Raw genomic sequence first — 16264 nt, 5'->3', positions numbered from 1 at the left:
AGACGCGAGAGGGTCGCGCCTTCCGGTGGGCGGCGGGCTGCTTCAGCCGAGCGCCCTGGTCACGGCGCGCTGCGTGAGCACGCTGATCAGGTTCGCGCGGTAGGCGGCCGAGGCGTGCAGGTCGCTGTTCAGGTCGCTCGCGTCGATCTTCACGGCCGCAGCAGCCGCGGCGGTGAAGCTCTTGTTGAGCGCGTCTTCGAGCCCGGCATGGCGGAACACGCCGTTGCCCGCGCCGGTGACGGCCACGCGCACGCCGCTGTCGTACTGCGCCAGGAAGATGCCGACCAGCGGGAAGTTGGAGGCCTTCTGGCGCAGCTTCTCGTACACGGCGCGCTTCGGAATCGGGAAGCGGATGGCGGTGATCAGCTCGTCTTCTTCGAGCGCCGTGGTGAACAGGCCCTGGAAGAAGTCGTCGGCCGCAATTTCGCGCTTCGAGGTGACGATGGTCGCGCCCGACGCCAGCACCGCGCTCGGATAGCACGCCGCCGGATCGTTGTTGGCCACCGAGCCGCCGACCGTGCCCATCGCGCGCACCTGCCGGTCGCCGATGCGCGCTGCAAGGTCGGCCAGCGCGGGGAACGCGGCCTTCACGTCGGCATTGTTCGCCACGTCGAGGTGGCGCGACATGGCGCCGATGGTGACCGTGCCGGCGTCTTTCTTGATGCCGGTGAGTTCCTTGATGCCGCTGAGGTCAACCAGCTGTTCAGGCGCCGACAGCCGCAGCTTCATCGAGGCCAGCAGGGTCTGTCCGCCGGCCAGTGGCTTGCCGCCCGCGGCGATCAGCCGGGTGGCATCTGCCACGCTGGCGGGCCGTTCGAGTGTGAAGGCATACATGGGGTGATTCCTTCTCTGTTATTTCTTATGTCGGTTCAGGGCTTGGCGGCGGCTTGCATCGCTTCCCAGACGCGGCTGGACGAAGCGGGCATGTCGAAATCCTTGACGCCCAGCGGCGCCAGCGCATCGAGCACGGCGTTGATGACCGCCGGCGGCGAACCGATGGCGCCCGCCTCGCCGCAGCCCTTGGTGCCCAGCGGGTTGTGGGTGCACGGGGTGCAGACGGTGTCGAGCTTGAACTGCGGAAAGTCGGCGGCGCGCGGCATGGCGTAGTCCATGAAGCTGCCGGTGAGCAGCTGGCCGGTTTCGTTGTCGTACACGCAGTTTTCGAGCAGTGCCTGGCCGATGCCCTGCACCAGCCCGCCGTGCACCTGGCCCTCGACGATCATCGGGTTGATGATGGTGCCGAAGTCGTCCACCGCGGTGAAGCGGTCGACCTTCACTTCGCCGGTCTCCTTGTCGATCTCGACCTCGCAGATGTAGGTGCCGCCCGGGAAGGTGAAGTTGGTCGGGTCGTAGAAGGCGGTTTCGTTCAGGCCCGGCTCGAGCTTGTCGAGCGGGTAGTTGTGCGGCACGTAGGCCGTGAGCGCCACCTGGCCGAACGGGATCTTCTTGTCGGTGCCCTTGACCGTGAACTCGCCGTTGGCGAACTCGATGTCGGCGTCGCTCGCCTCCATGAGGTGCGCGGCAATCTTCTTGGCCTTGGTCTCGATCTTGTCGAGCGCCTTCATGATGGCCGCGCCGCCCACCGAGATGGAGCGCGAGCCGTACGTGCCCATGCCGAAGGGCACGCGGCCGGTGTCGCCGTGCACCACGTCGACGTTGTCGACCGGGATGCCGAGCCGCGCCGCCACGACCTGCGCGAAGGTGGTTTCATGGCCCTGGCCGTGGCTGTGCGAGCCGGTGAACACCGTCACGCTGCCGGTCGGGTGCACGCGAATCTCGCCGCACTCGAACAGGCCCGCGCGCGCACCGAGCGCGCCCGCGATGTTCGACGGCGCGATGCCGCAGGCCTCGATGTAGCTCGAATAGCCCATGCCGCGCAGCTTGCCCTTGGCCTCGGTCGCAGCTTTGCGCGCAGCGTAGCCGTCAACCTCGGCCAGCACCCGCGCCTTGTCCATGCAGGCATGGAAGTCGCCGGTGTCGTACTGCAGCGCCACGGGCGTCTGGTACGGGAAGCTGGTGATGAAGTTGCGCTTGCGGATCTCGTCCTGGCCCAGGTTCATTTCCCAGGCGCAGCGCGACACGAGGCGTTCCAGCAGGTAGGTGGCCTCGGGCCGCCCGGCCCCGCGGTACGCATCGACCGGCGAGGTGTTGGTGAACCAGGCATCGACCTCGACGTAGATCTGCGGCGTCGTGTACTGGCCCGCGAGCAGCGTGGCGTACAGGATGGTCGGCACCGCCGTCGAGAAGGTCGACAGGTACGCGCCGAGGTTGGCGTCGGTGTGCACGCGCATGGCCAGGAACTTGCCGTCCTTGTCCATCGCCATTTCGGCGTGGCTCACGTGGTCGCGACCGTGCGCGTCGGACAGGAAGCACTCCGAGCGTTCCGCCGTCCACTTGATGTTGCGGTTGAGCTGCTTGGCCGCCCAGGTCAGGCACACGTCTTCCGCATACAGGAAGATCTTGGAGCCGAAGCCACCACCCACGTCGGGTGCGATCACGCGCACCTTGTGTTCGGGCAGGCCCAGCACGAAGGCCGTCATCAAGAGCCGTTCGACGTGCGGGTTCTGGTTCGACACGTAGAGCGTGTAGTCGTCGGTGCCGCGGCTGTAGCTGCCGATGGCCACGCGCGGCTCGATCGGGTTGGGAATCAGCCGGTTGTTGACGAGGTCCAGCTTGGTGACGTGCGCCGCCGTGGTGAACACGTTGTCGACCGCCGCCTTGTCGCCCAGCACCCACTTGTAGCACTGGTTGTCGGGCGCTTCGTCGTGCAGCGTGGTGCTGCCGGTCTTCTTCGCGGCATCGGCCACGCTCACCAAGGCAGGCAGCACGTCGTAGTCGACCACCACGGCTTCGGCCGCATTCTTGGCCTGCTCGACCGTCTCGGCCACCACCATGGCCACGTGGTCGCCCACGTAGCGCACCTTCTTGATCGCGAGGATCGGGTGCATCGGCTCCTTCATGGGGGTGCCGTCGGGGTTGTTGATGAGCCAGCCGCAGGGCAGCCCGCCCATCTTTCCTTCGATGTCCTTGCCGCTGAAGATGCCGACCACGCCGGGCATCTTCGAAGCCTCGGTGATGTCGATCGACTTGATCGTGGCGTGGGCGTGCGGCGAGCGCACGAAGACCGCATGGCTCTGGTTGGCCAGCGTGATGTCGTCGGTGTAGTTGCCCGCGCCGGTCAGGAAGCGATAGTCTTCCTTGCGCCGCAGGGCCTCGCCGATGTGCGGCAGGTTGGAGAAGTCGGAAGCACCCATGATGCGGCTCCCTTCAGGCTGCGACGGTGGTCTTGACCGGGGTGCCCGAGGCCATGGCCTCGCCACCCATCTTCACGGCCTTCACGATGTTCTGGTAGCCCGTGCAGCGGCACAGGTTGCCCTCGAGCAGCTCGCGGATTTCCGATTCGCTCGATTTGGGGTGGTGGGTGCACAGGTCGATGGCGCTCATGACCATGCCGGGCGTGCAGAAACCGCACTGCAGGCCGTGGCATTCCTTGAAGGCCGCCTGCATGGGGTGCATGGTGCCGTCGGCTTCGGCAATGCCCTCGATGGTGGTGACGTCGGCGCCAGCCGCCTGCGCGACCAGGATGTTGCACGACTTGACCGCGCGGCCGTTCAGGTGGACCGTGCAGGCGCCGCACTGGGCGGTGTCGCAGCCGACGTGGGTTCCGGTGAGGTGGAGGTGCTCGCGGATCGCGTGCACAAGGAAGGTGTTCGGTGGGGCGTCGACCGTGACCGGGCGGCCGTTGACCTTGAAAGCGACCTGCATGTGGCTGTCTCCGTGGAAGGTGATGGCTGGTTCAGCGGGTCATCTTGGATGCCGCTCTTTCGCACTATCCTAGGCAAAAACCCTTGACACTTGCACAGACTGCGGGAAATTCTCAAAATGAAACAGCTTGTCGTCCGGCGAGCCCGGAAAAGCCACCCGCCCTCCCCGCGCGAAGAAGAATCCTCACGATGATGTCCGCTTCCGCCGCCCCGCCTCCCATCGAGCGTTCATTGGCCATTGCGCAGGCGCGCCGTGAGCTGATCGAAGGCGACGGCCCGCGTCCGCGCGCCGCGGCGCGGGTCGATCCGGGCATCACCCGCTCGTGGCAGCGCTGCCTCGAAGCCGGCCGCCGGCCTCAGCAGCACGTGAGTTTCGACCCCGTGAGCCGCACCGCCAGCCGTGATGTCACGGAATGCAACAGGGCCCTGGTCACGGCGGCGCGTCCGGTGATCGAACGGCTCTCGCGTGCCATTGCCGACACCCGCTACTTCGCCATCCTGACCGACGCCCGCGGCATCGTGGTCGACGTGGGCACCCTGCCCGACGGCACCGACCCCGCCGCCCGCTACGCGCGCGACATCGGGCGCATCGGCGTCGACCTGTCCGAAAACGCCATCGGCACCAGCGCTATCGGCACGGCGCTGGCCGAACAGGAATCGGTGTGGCTGCACCGGGGTGAACACTTCTTTGACGACACCAGCGTGTACAGCTGCGCCGGCGCCCCGCTCTTCGGCCCCCGCGGCGACTGCATCGGCATGCTGGACCTCACGGGCGTGCAGGTGGTCGAGCGGCCCGAGCTGCGCCACCTGGCCACCATGTCGGCGCGCAGCATCGAGAACCTGCTGGTGCAGCGCGAACCCTGCGAGCTGCTGCTGCGGCTGCTCTGGCCCGGCTGCCCGAGCAGCGAGACCACCGAAGGCCTGCTGTGCATCGACGCGGCCGGCCATGTCACCGGCGCCAACGCCGCGGCGCGGCAGATGCTGCATCAGCCGCTGGCCTGCCATGCCGGTGGCCTGCATTTCAACGACCTGTTCGCGCTGCCGCTGCACATGATGTTCGACGCCGCCCGGCGCGGCGACGCGACGCTCGAGGTGCCGCTGTGGTCGGGCCTGCGGGTGCAGGTGCGGGCCCAGCGCGGCGGCAGCGAGCATGGCGGTGTGCCGGGCGTGCCCGACATGACGGGCACAGCGACCGATGGCCGCCCCCGCCTGCGCGACGTGGAAACCGCGCTGATCCGCAAGGCGGTGAACGACGCGCGCGGCAATGTGGCCGAAGCGGCGCGCACGCTGGGCATCAGCCGTGCCACGGTCTACCGCAAGCTCTGGCGCGGTCGACCCACGGGCGACTGACCCCACCCTTTCACGCGCCGACGGGCACCTTGTCGAGAAAGCCCGTCACCGCGCGCAGCTTGCCTGCGTCGACCTGCGCGAAGTCGGTGCCCTGGATCAGGTCGTCGGCGCCGCTCGGGCCCAGGGTCCACGAGAAGCGCAGGTTGTCGCCATGCGCCTCGGCCTTGCCGAGCAGATGGAAGCGAAAGCCCGGATAGCGCTGGTGCACCGCGCCGACCAGCGCGCTGATCTGCTCGCGGCCGCTGGCCTGCGCCATCGGGTCGACATAGCGGGCGTCGGCGGTCCAGCTGGCTTCGATGAGTGCGGCGCGGCGCGCGGCGTCGGTCTCGTTCCAGACGGCGATGTAGCCGGTGGCGATGGCATGGGCGTCGGAGGCGGCGGTGTTCATGGCGACTGTTCCTTTCGAGGGTTCGACCCGCAACAGCGCGGGGTGAAGGAATGGTCGCGGGGCACGCGCCACGCGTCGATGACGTGGCAGGTTATGCGGGCACGTCCATCGTCGCGTTCGCATCGAGCGGAAACACCGGCCGGCGCACCTGGCTGAACGGGAACAGGCTGTAGTCCGAACTGGTCACGCCCGGGCTGTCGCACTCCACCAGCGCCGCCGACAGCGGCTCGAACACCGGCCGGCAGTACATGCGCGACTTCAGCAGCAGGAAGCGCTCTTTGCGCGGGTCGAGCCCGGCGCACTCGAACACGCCGATGTCCCACGGCTCCTGCGTGCGCTCGGTAACCACGATGCGCGCCGCGCCGATGTCGAACAGCACGGTGCGGCCCATGCTGCTGCGCTGGCCGGTGTAGGTGGGGCCGGTGATCACGTACTCGCCGTCGCTGATCGTTCGCACGAGGCCGGTCAGTTGCACCGGCGTCTTCGCGAGGCCGATGCCTTCCAGCGACACCTTGTTGCCCAGTGCCACCGTCACCTCGGCGCCCTCTCCCGCCGCGACCAGCGCGGCCACTGCCTCGGGGTCGCACAGCGGCCCGACGCCGATGCCGTCCAGGCCCTGCGCCAGTGCTTCCTGCAGCACGTCCATCGTGTCGCAGCTGCCGCCCGACATGCAGTTGTCGCCGTGGTCGAGCAGCAGCACCGGGCGCGTCGCGCCGCCGGCGATGAGCTTGGCGCGCGCGACCGATGCGGCCAGCGGCTCGCTGCGGTAGATGAAGGCTTCGCGCTCGGCCCACATCTGCGCCGCGATGCGGTCGGCCGTGGCCTGCGCGCGCGCGGGCGATTGGGCATCGACCACAATCACGCTCATGCACGGCGCCGTGATGTCCGACAGCGAGAAGCCCGCGAGGATCGACACCGCCAGCGACTCGGATTTTTCCGCCGCGCGCGCTGCCTCGATGGCCCGCTGCATCGCGCCCGTGAACGAGGCGCTGCGCAGCGTGTGCGCCATCAGCGGCAGCTGTCGCCAGCGCATGTGCGGCTGGCTGCGCTTGGCCAGCAGGTCGAACAGCAGGCGGCCGGCGTGTTCGCCGGTCTCGTACATGTCGACGTGCGGGTAGGTCTTGAAGCCGACGATCACGTCGGCGTTCTCCACCATCGCGGGCGTCACGTTCGCATGCAGGTCCAGCGCCACGCCGATGGGCACGCCGGGCGCTGCGGCGCGCAGGCGCACCAGCAGGTCGCCTTCGCCGTCGGTGCTGTTCTGCGCCACCATCGCGCCGTGCAGGTCGAGCAAGATGGCGTCGCAGCCCGGCGCCGCATCGACGATGCACTGCGTGAGCGTGGTGTAGGCCTGCGCATCGACCGGCCCGCTCGGGTTGGCCGAAGCCGACACCGGCGTCACGACCTCGGCGCCTGCCGCTTCGGCCAGGTCGATGAAGGCCGACATCGCGGTGCGCATGCCCTTGTTGTCGGTGTAGGCCTGCGCACCGAAGGTCGGGCCGTCGGGCCCGAAGGCCGCGAGCGGCGTGGGCACGGGCGAGAAGGTGTTGGTCTCGTGGTTGAGACGTGCGATCAGTACTTTCATTGGGCAAACTTTCCGGCACTTCCCAGCATGGTGATGTCGCCGAAGCTGGAGCCGTTGCGGTTGTCGGGACGGAACGCGACCGTGAAGCCATTCAGGTTCATGGGCGGCGAGTTCTCGATGCTGCGGCGCAGCGATTCGGTGGTGATCGGCCCCTTCACGCGCTGCAGCGATTCCGCAAAGGCCTTGGCCGTGATGTAGCCCTCCAGCCCCAGGTAGGAGCCTTCGCCTTCGCTGCCCGCGGCTTTCCTCGCGCGCTGGTATTCGTCGACGATGGGAAAGCGTGTCTTCCAGAACGGCGGCACCACCTGCGACAGCACGATGCCGCGGCTCTTGTCGCCGAGTTCCTTGTACAGAAGGAACGAGCTCGCCACCGAGTTCGTGTAGATCTGCGGATGGATGGGCGCCGCCACCAGCGAACGAATGATGTTGATGGCCGGCGTACCGGCCGCGATGACGTACACCGCCTGCGCCCCGCTCGCGATCACCTGCTGCGCGATGGCGGGATGGTCCTTTTCCTTCGGATCGAAGCGCAGCGACAGCAGCGCAGGCTGCTTGCTTTTCTCGAGCGCGGCCAACGCATCCTTCTCGATGCCCTTGCCGTAGGCGTCGTCGCTGGAGACGATGGCGATGCGCGTCAGGCCCACGGTCGTCAGGTGCTTCATCACACGCGAGACCTCGTCGGCATACGACTCCCGCACGTGGTAGATCGGCACCTTCGGCCCGCGCAGCACCGCCGCGCCGGTCAGCCCGCCGAAAATGAAGCTGTCGTACTTCGCCGCCACCGGCACCATGGCCGCGCCGATGCCGGTGCCCATGGTTCCGAACAGGCAGACGACGCGGTCCGTGCCGAGCAGCTTCTCGGCATTGGCCGCCGCCTTCTCGGGGATGTAGGCGTCGTCGTAGGTGATCATCCTGACGGGCCGGCCACCGACGCCGCCCGCCTTGTTCAACTGGTCGAGGAACAGCGTCTGGCCTTCCATGAACGCGAGGCTGTTCGGCGTGAACGGGCCGGTGAGCACCGCAGACTGGCCGACCAGGATCGGCTCTCCAGCCGCCAGGGCCGCCGTCGACGCCACGACCACGCCCATCGCCAGGACGCAGCGAAGGCCGACGCGGCGAAGCGTCGCCTTCACGCGGCCACTCCCGCCACGCCCGCGCTCTGCAGCATCGCCTGCAGCAGCACGTTGCAGCCCGCTTCGAGGTGGTCGGGCTGCGCGTCTTCGATCTCGTTGTGGCTGATGCCGTCCAGGCAGGGCACGAAGATCATCGCCGCGGGGCACACGCGCGCGAGGTACACGGCGTCGTGGCCGGCGCCGCTGATCACGTTCATCCACGTCATGCCCTGGTCCTGTGCGGCCTCGCGCACGGCCGACACCAGCGCGGGCGTGAAGGGCTGCGGCGGGAAGTACACGACCTGCTCGAGCGTCGCCTCGACCTTGCCCTTGGTCGCGATGCGCTGCACGGATTCTTTCAGCGCCGCGTCCATGGCCGACAGCACCACGTCGTCGGCCGCACGCAGGTCGACACTGAGCTTCACGCGACCCGGGATCACGTTGCGCGAGTTCGGGTAGTTGTCGATCCAGCCGACCGTGCCGCGCCCGTGCGGCGCATGCGCGAGTGCGATGCGGTTCACCTCGACCACGAGTTCGGAGGCGACGAGCAGCGCGTCTTTTCGCAGTTCCATCGGCGTGGGACCGGCATGGGCTTCCATGCCCTGCACCACCACGTCGTACCAGCGCTGGCCCAGCGCGCCCTCGACCACGCCGATGACGCGTTCGTTGGCTTCGAGCACCGGGCCCTGTTCGATGTGCGCTTCGAAGTACGCACCGACCGGCGATGACACCGCCGAGGCGGGCACGGCGCCCGCATAGCCGATGGCCGAGAGCGCGTCGGCCACGCTCACACCTTCGGTGTCGCGCTGCGCGAGTGCGTGTTCGAGCGTGAAGGCGCCCGCGAACACGCCGGAGCCCATCATCACGGGCACGAAGCGCGAGCCTTCCTCGTTGGTCCACACCGCCACTTCGAGCGGTGCTTCGGTTTCGATGCCCGCATCGTTCAGCGCGCGCAGCACCTCGAGCCCCGCGAGCACGCCGTAGTTGCCGTCGAACTTGCCGCCCGTGGGCTGCGTGTCGATGTGGCTGCCAGTGGTGATGGGTGGCAGCGCGTTGTTGCGGCCCGCGCGGCGCGCGAAGATGTTGCCGATGGCGTCCACGCGCACTTCGCAGCCGGCCTCGCGCGCCCAGCGCGTGAAGAGGTCGCGGCCCTGTCGATCGAGGTCGGTGAGCGCGATGCGGCACACGCCGCCCTTCTCGGTGGCGCCGAGCTGCGCGAGCTGCATCAGCGAGTCCCAGAGGCGCTGGCCGTTCACGCGCATGGCGCGCACGCCCGGCGCGGTGGAAAGTTCGTTCGTTGTGTTCATGATTTTTGCGACGAATGGAGGACGGATCAGGCAAGCCCGACGCCGAGATAGCGGTCTTTCACGTCGTGATCGGCCATGAAGGCGGCATTGCCGGCTTCGTGCACGATCACGCCCTGCTCCACGATGTAGTGGCGGTCGGCCAGCTGCACGCAGACCTCGAGGTTCTGTTCGACCAGCAGGATGGCCACGCCCGCGGCCTTGATGGTCTTGAGCTGCGCGACGATCTCTTCCACGATCACCGGCGCCAGCCCTTCGACGGGCTCATCGAGGATCAGCAGGCGCGGATGGTTCATGAGCGCGCGGCCGATGGCCAGCATCTGCTGCTCGCCGCCCGACAGCTGCCCGCCGCCGTTGCGCCGGCGCTCCTTCAGGCGCGGAAAGATGCGGTAGATGTCGGCCAGCTGCCAGGGCGAATCGCGCCGCAGGCCGAGCAGCAGGTTCTCTTCCACCGTGAGCAGCTTGAAGATGCCGCGATGCTCCGGCACCAGGCACACGCCGCGCGTGGCGATGCGGTGCGGCGGCAGGCCCGCGATGTCCGCGCCCTGGAAGCGCACGCGCCCGCCCGTCGGTGTGACGGCACCCGCAATGCTCTTGAGCGTGGTCGACTTGCCCGCGCCGTTGCGGCCCAGCAGCGTGACGAGTTCGGCCTCGCCCACCGTGAACGACACGCCCTGCAGCACATGGCTCTTGCCGTAGTGCGCGTGCAGGCCGTCGACTTCGAGGATGTTCGCCGCGCTCATGCCTTGCCTCCCGTGATCATGTTGCCCAGATACGCCGTTCGCACGCGCGCATCGGACCGGATGTCGCCCGGCAGCCCCTCGGCCAGCACGCGGCCCAGTTGCATGACGGTCACGGTGTCGGAGATGTCCATCACGATGTTCATGTTGTGCTCGATCAGCACCACGGTGTGCGCATCGCGCAGGCTGCGGATGAGGTGCTTCATCTCGTCGAGGTCGTCGATGCCCATGCCCGAGGTCGGCTCGTCCAGGAAGATGGCCTTGGGTTTTGCGGCCAGCGCCATGCCCACTTCGAGCCGGCGCTGCTGGCCGTGCGAGAGCACGCTGGCGGCCGTGTCGGCCAGCCGTTCGAGGCCGACGCGCGCGAGCACCTCGGCCACCGTGTCGGCACACGCGCGCTCGCCGATGGGTGCGCGCCAGCAGTTCATGGCCTGGCGCGGCGCGATGCCCTGCGCCGCCACGCGCAGGTTCTCGCGCACGGACAGGCTGGGGAACAGGCTCGTGACCTGGAACGAACGCGCCATGCCGCGCTGCACGCGCTTGTGGTCGGGCTCGCGCGTCACGTCGTGGCCGTCGAACACGATGCGCCCGCCCGTGGTGGTGCCGGTGCCCGTGAGCATGTGGAACAGCGTGGTCTTGCCCGCGCCGTTGGGCCCGATCACCGAGTGCACGGTGTTGCGCTTGATCTTCAGGTCGACGCCGCCGAGCGCGGCGAACTTGCCGTAGTGCTTGGTGACGCCGATGGCCTCAATAAGGATGTCGCTCATGCTTGTTCTCCTTGCACGGCCGGCGCCTTGGTGCCGGCCGGCGGTGTCTTTCGGAACACGCGACGCCAAATGCTTTCGCCCAGGCCCCAGAGGCCGCGTTGCATGCCTATGCTCACGCCGATCAGCAGCAGGCCCAGCAGCAGCAGCCAGCGCGGCCACAGCGTGGAGAGCCAGTCGGCCAGCAGCACGTAGAAGGCCGAGCCCAGCACCGAGGCAAAGAGGTTGCCGGTGCCGCCGATCACGGTGATGACCAGGATCATCTCGCTCGTGTGGTACTCGGCGTTCGACAGCGGCGCGATGCCGGTCATCATGGCGTGCAGGCCGCCGGCCAGGCCGGTGACGGCGCCCGAGATCACGAAGGCCAGCAGCTTGAAGCGCTTGAGGTCGTAGCCCACGGCAGCGGCGCGATCCTCGTTGTCGCGAATGGCGAGCAGTGTGCGGCCGAAGACCGAATCGGTCACCTTGAGCAGCAGCGCGAACGCGATGAGGAAGATCACCGCCACGAAGGCGTAGTACTTCCACGGCGTGTCCATGAAGGCCGGGCGCGGCACATCGAGCAGGCCGTTGTCGCCGCCCGTGAGCCCCGAGGCCGTGTAGGCCACGAAATAGAACATCTGCGCAAAGGCCAGCGTGAGCATCACGAAGTAGGTGCCGCGCTGGCGGATGGCGACCCAGCCGACCACTGCCGCGCCCAGTGCGCCCATGCCGATGGCGGCAAGCAATGCCAAAGGCATCGGCAGTTGCAGCCGCGTGAGCAGGATCGCGATGGTGTAGCTGCCCAGCCCGAAGAAGATGCCCTGGCCGAACGAGAGCAACCCCGTGTAGCCCAGCAGCAGGTTGCAGCCCAGGGCCGCGAGCGCGTAGATGAGCACTTCGCTCGCGAGCGAACCGGAGCGCATGAACAGCGGCAGCGCGAGCGCGACGATCAGCGCGAGCAGGAAGGTGTATTTCTTTGGCATGGCGCGTTCATCCTCTGCGGCCGAGCAGGCCATGCGGACGCAGCAGCAGCACGGCGCCCATCGCGATGTAGATCATCAGGCTCGCCCCCGGCGGCCAGATGGTGCTCATGAGGCTTTGCACGATGCCGATCAGCACGCCGCCGACCAGCGCCCCGCTGAAGCTGCCGAGCCCGCCGATCACCACGACCACGAAGGCCACGCCCAGCGCCTCGACGCCCATGAAGGGCTCGGCCCCGCGGATGGGCGCGGCCAGCACGCCGGCCAGCGCCGCCGTGGCCGCGCCGAGCGCGAACACCAGGCTGAACACGCGGAACACGTTGATGCCCAGCAGCGAGACCATCTCGGTCGATTCGCTGCCCGCACGCACCGCGCTGCCCAGGCGCGTGCCTTCGAGCACCCACCACAGCAGCACCGCGAGCACGGCGGTGAAGCCGATCACGAAGAGCCGGTACTTCGGGTAGATGAAGCTGCCCCACATCACCACGCCCTGCAGCAGGTCGGGCGTGGGCACGCTGTTGCCCAGCGGGCCCCAGAACACGATGACGATCTCCTGCACCGCGAGCGCCAGGCCCACGGTCACGAGGATGTGGAACTCGTGCGGCTTGGCGTACACGCGGCGCAGCAGCAGCTTCTCGGCCAGCCAGCCGAGCGCGCCGACGAACAGCGGCACCAGCACGAGCGCGGCCCAGAAATTGAGCCCCCACTGCATGGCCTGGAAGCACAGGTAGGCGCCCAACAGATAGAAAGCGCCGTGCGCGAAGTTCACGAAGCGCAGCAGGCCGAACACGATGGACAAGCCAACGGCCAGCAGGAAATACAGCATGCCGATGCCGATTCCGTTGATGGTCTGGAGCAGGTAGACGGACATAGGTGTCGTGGGGGAGATGGCAAACGTGCAGGCGGCCCACGCCCTGCCCGCGCCGCAAACGATGCGGGCGCGAGCGCGGCGCGAAGCCGGGCGGCGTCAGGCCAGCTTGCAGCCGGTCTTGTCGACGGGCAGGAAGGACTTGCCGGAACTGATCACGTCGACATAGTCGGCCGGGTTGGCCATCTTCGACTTCGCCTTGCCCTTGAGCAGGTAGTAGTCCTTGATGACCTGGTGGTCGGCCTTGCGAATTTCTTCCACGCCCGTGAGACCGTCGAACTTCATGCCTTCGAGCGCGGCGATCACGGCCTTCTGGTCGACCGTGCCAGCCTTGACGATCCCGTCGATGAGGATCTTGGTGCAGATGTACGAACCGGCCAGGCTGTAGTTGGGCACGATCTTGAGCTTGTCGGCGGTGCGCTTCACGAGGTCTTTGTTGAGCGGCGTGTCGACCGTGTGCCAGTACTGCGCACCGAAGTAGACGCCGTCGCACAGGTCGGCGCCCAGCTCGTCGAACTGCTCCAGGCCCGAGGCCCAGGCCATGAGGATCGTCATGTTCTTGTGCATGCCGAAGCTCACCGCCTGGCGCAGCGCGGCCGACGACTGTGCGCCGAAGTTCAGCAGCAGCAGCACGTCGGGCTTGGCGGCCATGGCGTTGGTGAGGTAGCCGCTGAACTCCTTGTCGTTGAGCGAGTGGTAGCTGTTGCCCACGTGCTCGATGCCCTTCTCCTGGAAGATGGTCTTGGCGGCGCTCAAGAGGCCGTCGCCGAACACGTACTGCGGCGTGATCGTGTACCAGCGCTTGGCCTTGGGCATCGACGCGATCAGCGGGCGCACCGTCTGCTCGATGGCACCGAAGGTGGGCACCGACCAGCGGAAGGTGGCGGGGTTGCAGTCTTTGCCGGTGATTTCATCGGCGCCCGCGGTGGTGATGAACAGGCCGCCGGCCTTCTCGGCCTCCTTGCCCATGGCCAGCGCTTCCGACGACAGGATGCCGCCCGCGAAGAACTTGGCACCCTGCTGCTGCGAGGCTTCCTGCACCTTGCGCACGGCGGTGGCCGGCTTGCCTTCGGTGTCGAGCAGCGTGTAGGCCAGCGGACGGTTCAGCACCTTGCCGTACTGCTCGATCGCCAGCTTCGTACCCAGGTCGGCGAACTTGCCGTTGGCCGCAAAGGCACCTGACATGGGCACCGGTGCACCGAAGCGGATCACGTCGGTGGCCTGGGCGATGGCCGAACGGCTCATCAGGAGCGAGGCCGGGGCGGCCGACAGGGCGGCGAGCTGAAGGAGTTGTCTGCGTTGCATGGGGTTCTCCGGTCGTGAGGTGTGGAAAGTGGGGGAAGAAAACACAGTGCCTGCGATCGCCGGCAATTTAAGCGGATAAATAGGATTAATATGCTGGTAAAAACCCGCTAGCAAGCCCCGTGCCCCAACCCAACCCGACCCTGCCGATGACGCCGTTAAGATCGCGCGCTGTTGCGCATCCCGCGCATCTCCCGATGTGCATGGATGGAGCGTTTTGATGAGAGTGGGGCACAACCCTCCGAAGCGGCAAAAGCTCTCGGACGTCATCGTCGAAGACGTCAAGCGATGGATCGTTGCCGAGCGCAAGCAGCCCGGCGACCGGCTACCGAACGAGAAGGAACTGATCGAGCTCTTCGGCTACTCGAAGAGCACGGTGCGCGAAGCGCTGAAGGCGCTCGAGGTGCGCGGGCTGATCTCGATCCGCACCGGCCCCGGCGGCGGCGCGTACCTGCAGCAGGTGTCGGTCGACCATGCGTCGGAGCCGCTGCGCAACTTCCTGCACTTTCATCACCTCGACGGCCACCACATCTACCAGCTTCGCAAGGCGCTGGAGCCCGAGCTGGCCGTGAGCGTGGTCGGGCGGCTCACGCCCGAACACTTCACAAGGCTCGAAGAGAACGTGCGCCTGTGCACCATTGAGCCCACGAACGAAGACGAGCTGCGCACGCAGCGCGAGGCCGAACTGGCCTTTCACACGATGCTGGCCGAGGCCTGCCCCAACCCGGTGCTGTCCTTCATGTGCCGCTTTCTCAACGACCTGCTGCGCGACCTCGTCGTCTACAAGAAGGCGCTGGACCACCACCACTTCGGCGAGACCAATGTGGACTACCACACGCAACTGCTGGCGGCGTATCGCAAGGAAGATGCGGACGAGGTGCGGCGGCTGATGGCGGAGCACATGGTGGATGCGGAACACCACATGCATGAGATGGAAGCGCACATCGGGGCGAAGCATCTGTTGCTGCCCAGCGGGCAGCGTTAAGCCCAGTCCGGGCACGGCCTTCTTGCTCCCTCCCCTTCCGGGGGAGGGTTGGGGTGGGGGCACTCGGTGTATCCATCGCCGCAGGCCTGTCGACCGCCCAGTGCCCCCATCCCAACCTTCCCCCAGAGGGGGAAGGAGCAAGACAGCAAACCCTGAACGCCTCCTACTTGTGCGCTTGCTCCAAACACGCCTGAAACGCCAGCACCGCCCGTGAAGGCTTCGGCGAGCGCCGCAGCAAGCTCACGAACCGGCACGCATAGTTGAAGCGCGCCGGCAGCACGGCCTTCATCAGCCCGCGCTGCTCGAACACCTGCGCGTAGTGGTCGGGCAAGAAGCCCAGGAAGCGCCCCGACAGGATCAGCGTTGCAATCGCCTCCTGGTCGAACCCGGTCGCCTTGCGAGACAACCTCGCGCGGTGGCTCAGCTCCATGTTCGGCGAGTGATACCCCAGCCCCGCGAAATGGTGCTCGCCGAGCTTCGACCACGTGAGCTTGCCGTGCGGGCTGTCGAACAGCGGGTGCCCTTTGCCGCAGTACAGCAGCATGGTCTCGTCGAACAGGTCGGCGTAGACCAGGCTCTTCGAGCTGCGGTGCGCCGGGATGATGCCGATCTGGAAGTTGCCCTCCAGCACGCCCTGCTCGATGGCGTTGATCGAGCCCACGTGCACCGCCAGGTTCACCTCGGGCGCGATCTCGGTGAAGCGCGCAATGGCCTCGCCGATGCGCGCCTTCGGGTTGGTCGCGGTCTTGTCGAACAGCGCCACCTCCAGCTGGCCGCCCATGCGGTTGTGGATGTCGTCGATGCTGCCGCGGAAGGCGTCGACCGAGGCCAGCAGCCGCAGCGTCTCGTCGTACACGCGCTGGCCCTCGGCCGTGAGCGCAAAGCCTGCCCGGCCGCGCCGGCACAGCACGAGGCCCAGGCGCGTTTCCAGGTCTTTCACGTGGCGGCTCACGGTGGAGGTGCCGATGTTCAGCTCCAGCTCGGCCGCCGCCATGCCGCCGCAGTCGACCACGCTCTTGAACACCTTGAGCAGGCGCAGGTCCATGTCGCTGAGCTGCCCCAGGACGGCGCGGTTGCGGGTGCCCTGGGCACTGGTTTCGGTGGCGGGCGAGGCCTTGGCCTTTACTTGCATGGATCGTCAAG

Annotated in this window: 15 protein-coding genes; 2 read left to right on the top strand and 13 right to left on the bottom strand. The window is 67.5% G+C overall.

Going from position 1 to position 16264, the window contains the following annotated elements:
- Window positions 1-42: 42 nt before the first annotated feature.
- Genes IG196_RS07765 through IG196_RS07755 form a run of 3 tightly spaced genes read right to left on the bottom strand, consistent with a single transcriptional unit; the run spans window position 43 to window position 3765 of the window.
- The gene (locus IG196_RS07765; RefSeq protein WP_192195676.1) at window positions 43-834 is read right to left on the bottom strand and encodes an FAD binding domain-containing protein; all 792 of its coding nucleotides are present in this window, start codon (window positions 832-834) and stop codon (window positions 43-45) included.
- A gap of 35 nt (window positions 835-869) precedes the next feature.
- Window positions 870-3254, bottom strand: a complete 2385-nt coding sequence (locus IG196_RS07760) for a xanthine dehydrogenase family protein molybdopterin-binding subunit (RefSeq protein ID WP_192195675.1) — start codon at window positions 3252-3254, stop codon at window positions 870-872.
- A 13-nt stretch (window positions 3255-3267) separates the two neighbouring features.
- Window positions 3268-3765 carry a (2Fe-2S)-binding protein gene (locus IG196_RS07755; RefSeq protein ID WP_099795899.1) on the bottom strand — a complete coding sequence of 166 codons (498 nt, stop codon included), beginning with the start codon at window positions 3763-3765 and terminating at the stop codon, window positions 3268-3270.
- 191 nt (window positions 3766-3956) lie between these two features.
- Between IG196_RS07755 and IG196_RS07750 the strand changes: the two genes are divergently transcribed.
- The gene (locus IG196_RS07750) at window positions 3957-5114 is read left to right on the top strand and encodes a helix-turn-helix domain-containing protein (protein WP_192196939.1); all 1158 of its coding nucleotides are present in this window, start codon (window positions 3957-3959) and stop codon (window positions 5112-5114) included.
- Window positions 5115-5124: 10 nt separating this feature from the next.
- Here IG196_RS07750 and IG196_RS07745 read toward each other — a convergent pair whose 3' ends face one another.
- The 9 genes from IG196_RS07745 to IG196_RS07705 all read right to left on the bottom strand — a co-directional run bounded on the left by IG196_RS07745 (window position 5125) and on the right by IG196_RS07705 (window position 14139).
- Window positions 5125-5502, bottom strand: coding sequence for a nuclear transport factor 2 family protein (locus IG196_RS07745; protein ID WP_192195674.1), 378 nt, complete (start codon window positions 5500-5502; stop codon window positions 5125-5127).
- A 91-nt stretch (window positions 5503-5593) separates the two neighbouring features.
- On the bottom strand, window positions 5594-7087 hold the full coding sequence (locus IG196_RS07740) for a M81 family metallopeptidase (RefSeq protein WP_192195673.1): 1494 nt from the start codon (window positions 7085-7087) through the stop codon (window positions 5594-5596).
- The gene (locus tag IG196_RS07735) at window positions 7084-8220 is read right to left on the bottom strand and encodes an ABC transporter substrate-binding protein (protein WP_192195672.1); all 1137 of its coding nucleotides are present in this window, start codon (window positions 8218-8220) and stop codon (window positions 7084-7086) included. Before IG196_RS07735 ends, IG196_RS07740 begins: the two co-directional genes overlap by 4 nt.
- A complete protein-coding gene (locus tag IG196_RS07730) occupies window positions 8217-9506 on the bottom strand; it encodes a Zn-dependent hydrolase (RefSeq protein ID WP_192195671.1) in 1290 nt (429 codons plus the stop codon). Before IG196_RS07730 ends, IG196_RS07735 begins: the two co-directional genes overlap by 4 nt.
- A gap of 26 nt (window positions 9507-9532) precedes the next feature.
- Complete coding sequence (locus tag IG196_RS07725; RefSeq protein ID WP_192195670.1) at window positions 9533-10246, bottom strand: ABC transporter ATP-binding protein; 714 nt, start codon at window positions 10244-10246, stop codon at window positions 9533-9535.
- A complete protein-coding gene (locus tag IG196_RS07720) occupies window positions 10243-11010 on the bottom strand; it encodes an ABC transporter ATP-binding protein (protein WP_101492529.1) in 768 nt (255 codons plus the stop codon). The genes IG196_RS07725 and IG196_RS07720 overlap by 4 nt, the downstream gene beginning before the upstream one ends.
- Window positions 11007-11969, bottom strand: a complete 963-nt coding sequence (locus tag IG196_RS07715) for a branched-chain amino acid ABC transporter permease (protein WP_192195669.1) — start codon at window positions 11967-11969, stop codon at window positions 11007-11009. The genes IG196_RS07720 and IG196_RS07715 overlap by 4 nt, the downstream gene beginning before the upstream one ends.
- A 7-nt stretch (window positions 11970-11976) precedes the next feature.
- Window positions 11977-12837: a branched-chain amino acid ABC transporter permease gene (locus tag IG196_RS07710; protein WP_099795893.1), complete on the bottom strand. Its 861-nt coding sequence runs from the start codon at window positions 12835-12837 to the stop codon at window positions 11977-11979.
- A 96-nt stretch (window positions 12838-12933) separates the two neighbouring features.
- Entirely contained in the window at window positions 12934-14139 is a 1206-nt protein-coding gene (locus tag IG196_RS07705; RefSeq protein WP_192195668.1) for an ABC transporter substrate-binding protein, read from the bottom strand.
- A 217-nt stretch (window positions 14140-14356) separates the two neighbouring features.
- Here IG196_RS07705 and IG196_RS07700 point away from each other — a divergent pair, with 217 nt between their 5' ends.
- Window positions 14357-15121: a FadR/GntR family transcriptional regulator gene (locus tag IG196_RS07700; protein WP_099795891.1), complete on the top strand. Its 765-nt coding sequence runs from the start codon at window positions 14357-14359 to the stop codon at window positions 15119-15121.
- Between the two features lie 163 nt (window positions 15122-15284).
- Here IG196_RS07700 and IG196_RS07695 read toward each other — a convergent pair whose 3' ends face one another.
- Window positions 15285-16253 carry a LysR family transcriptional regulator gene (locus IG196_RS07695; RefSeq protein WP_192195667.1) on the bottom strand — a complete coding sequence of 323 codons (969 nt, stop codon included), beginning with the start codon at window positions 16251-16253 and terminating at the stop codon, window positions 15285-15287.
- Between the last annotated feature and the right edge of the window lie 11 nt (window positions 16254-16264).

The sequence above is a fragment of the Variovorax sp. 38R genome, from assembly GCF_014843395.1.
GTDB classification, from domain to species: domain Bacteria; phylum Pseudomonadota; class Gammaproteobacteria; order Burkholderiales; family Burkholderiaceae_C; genus Variovorax; species Variovorax paradoxus_H.
This window is presented reverse-complemented; position numbering and strand designations above follow the sequence as displayed.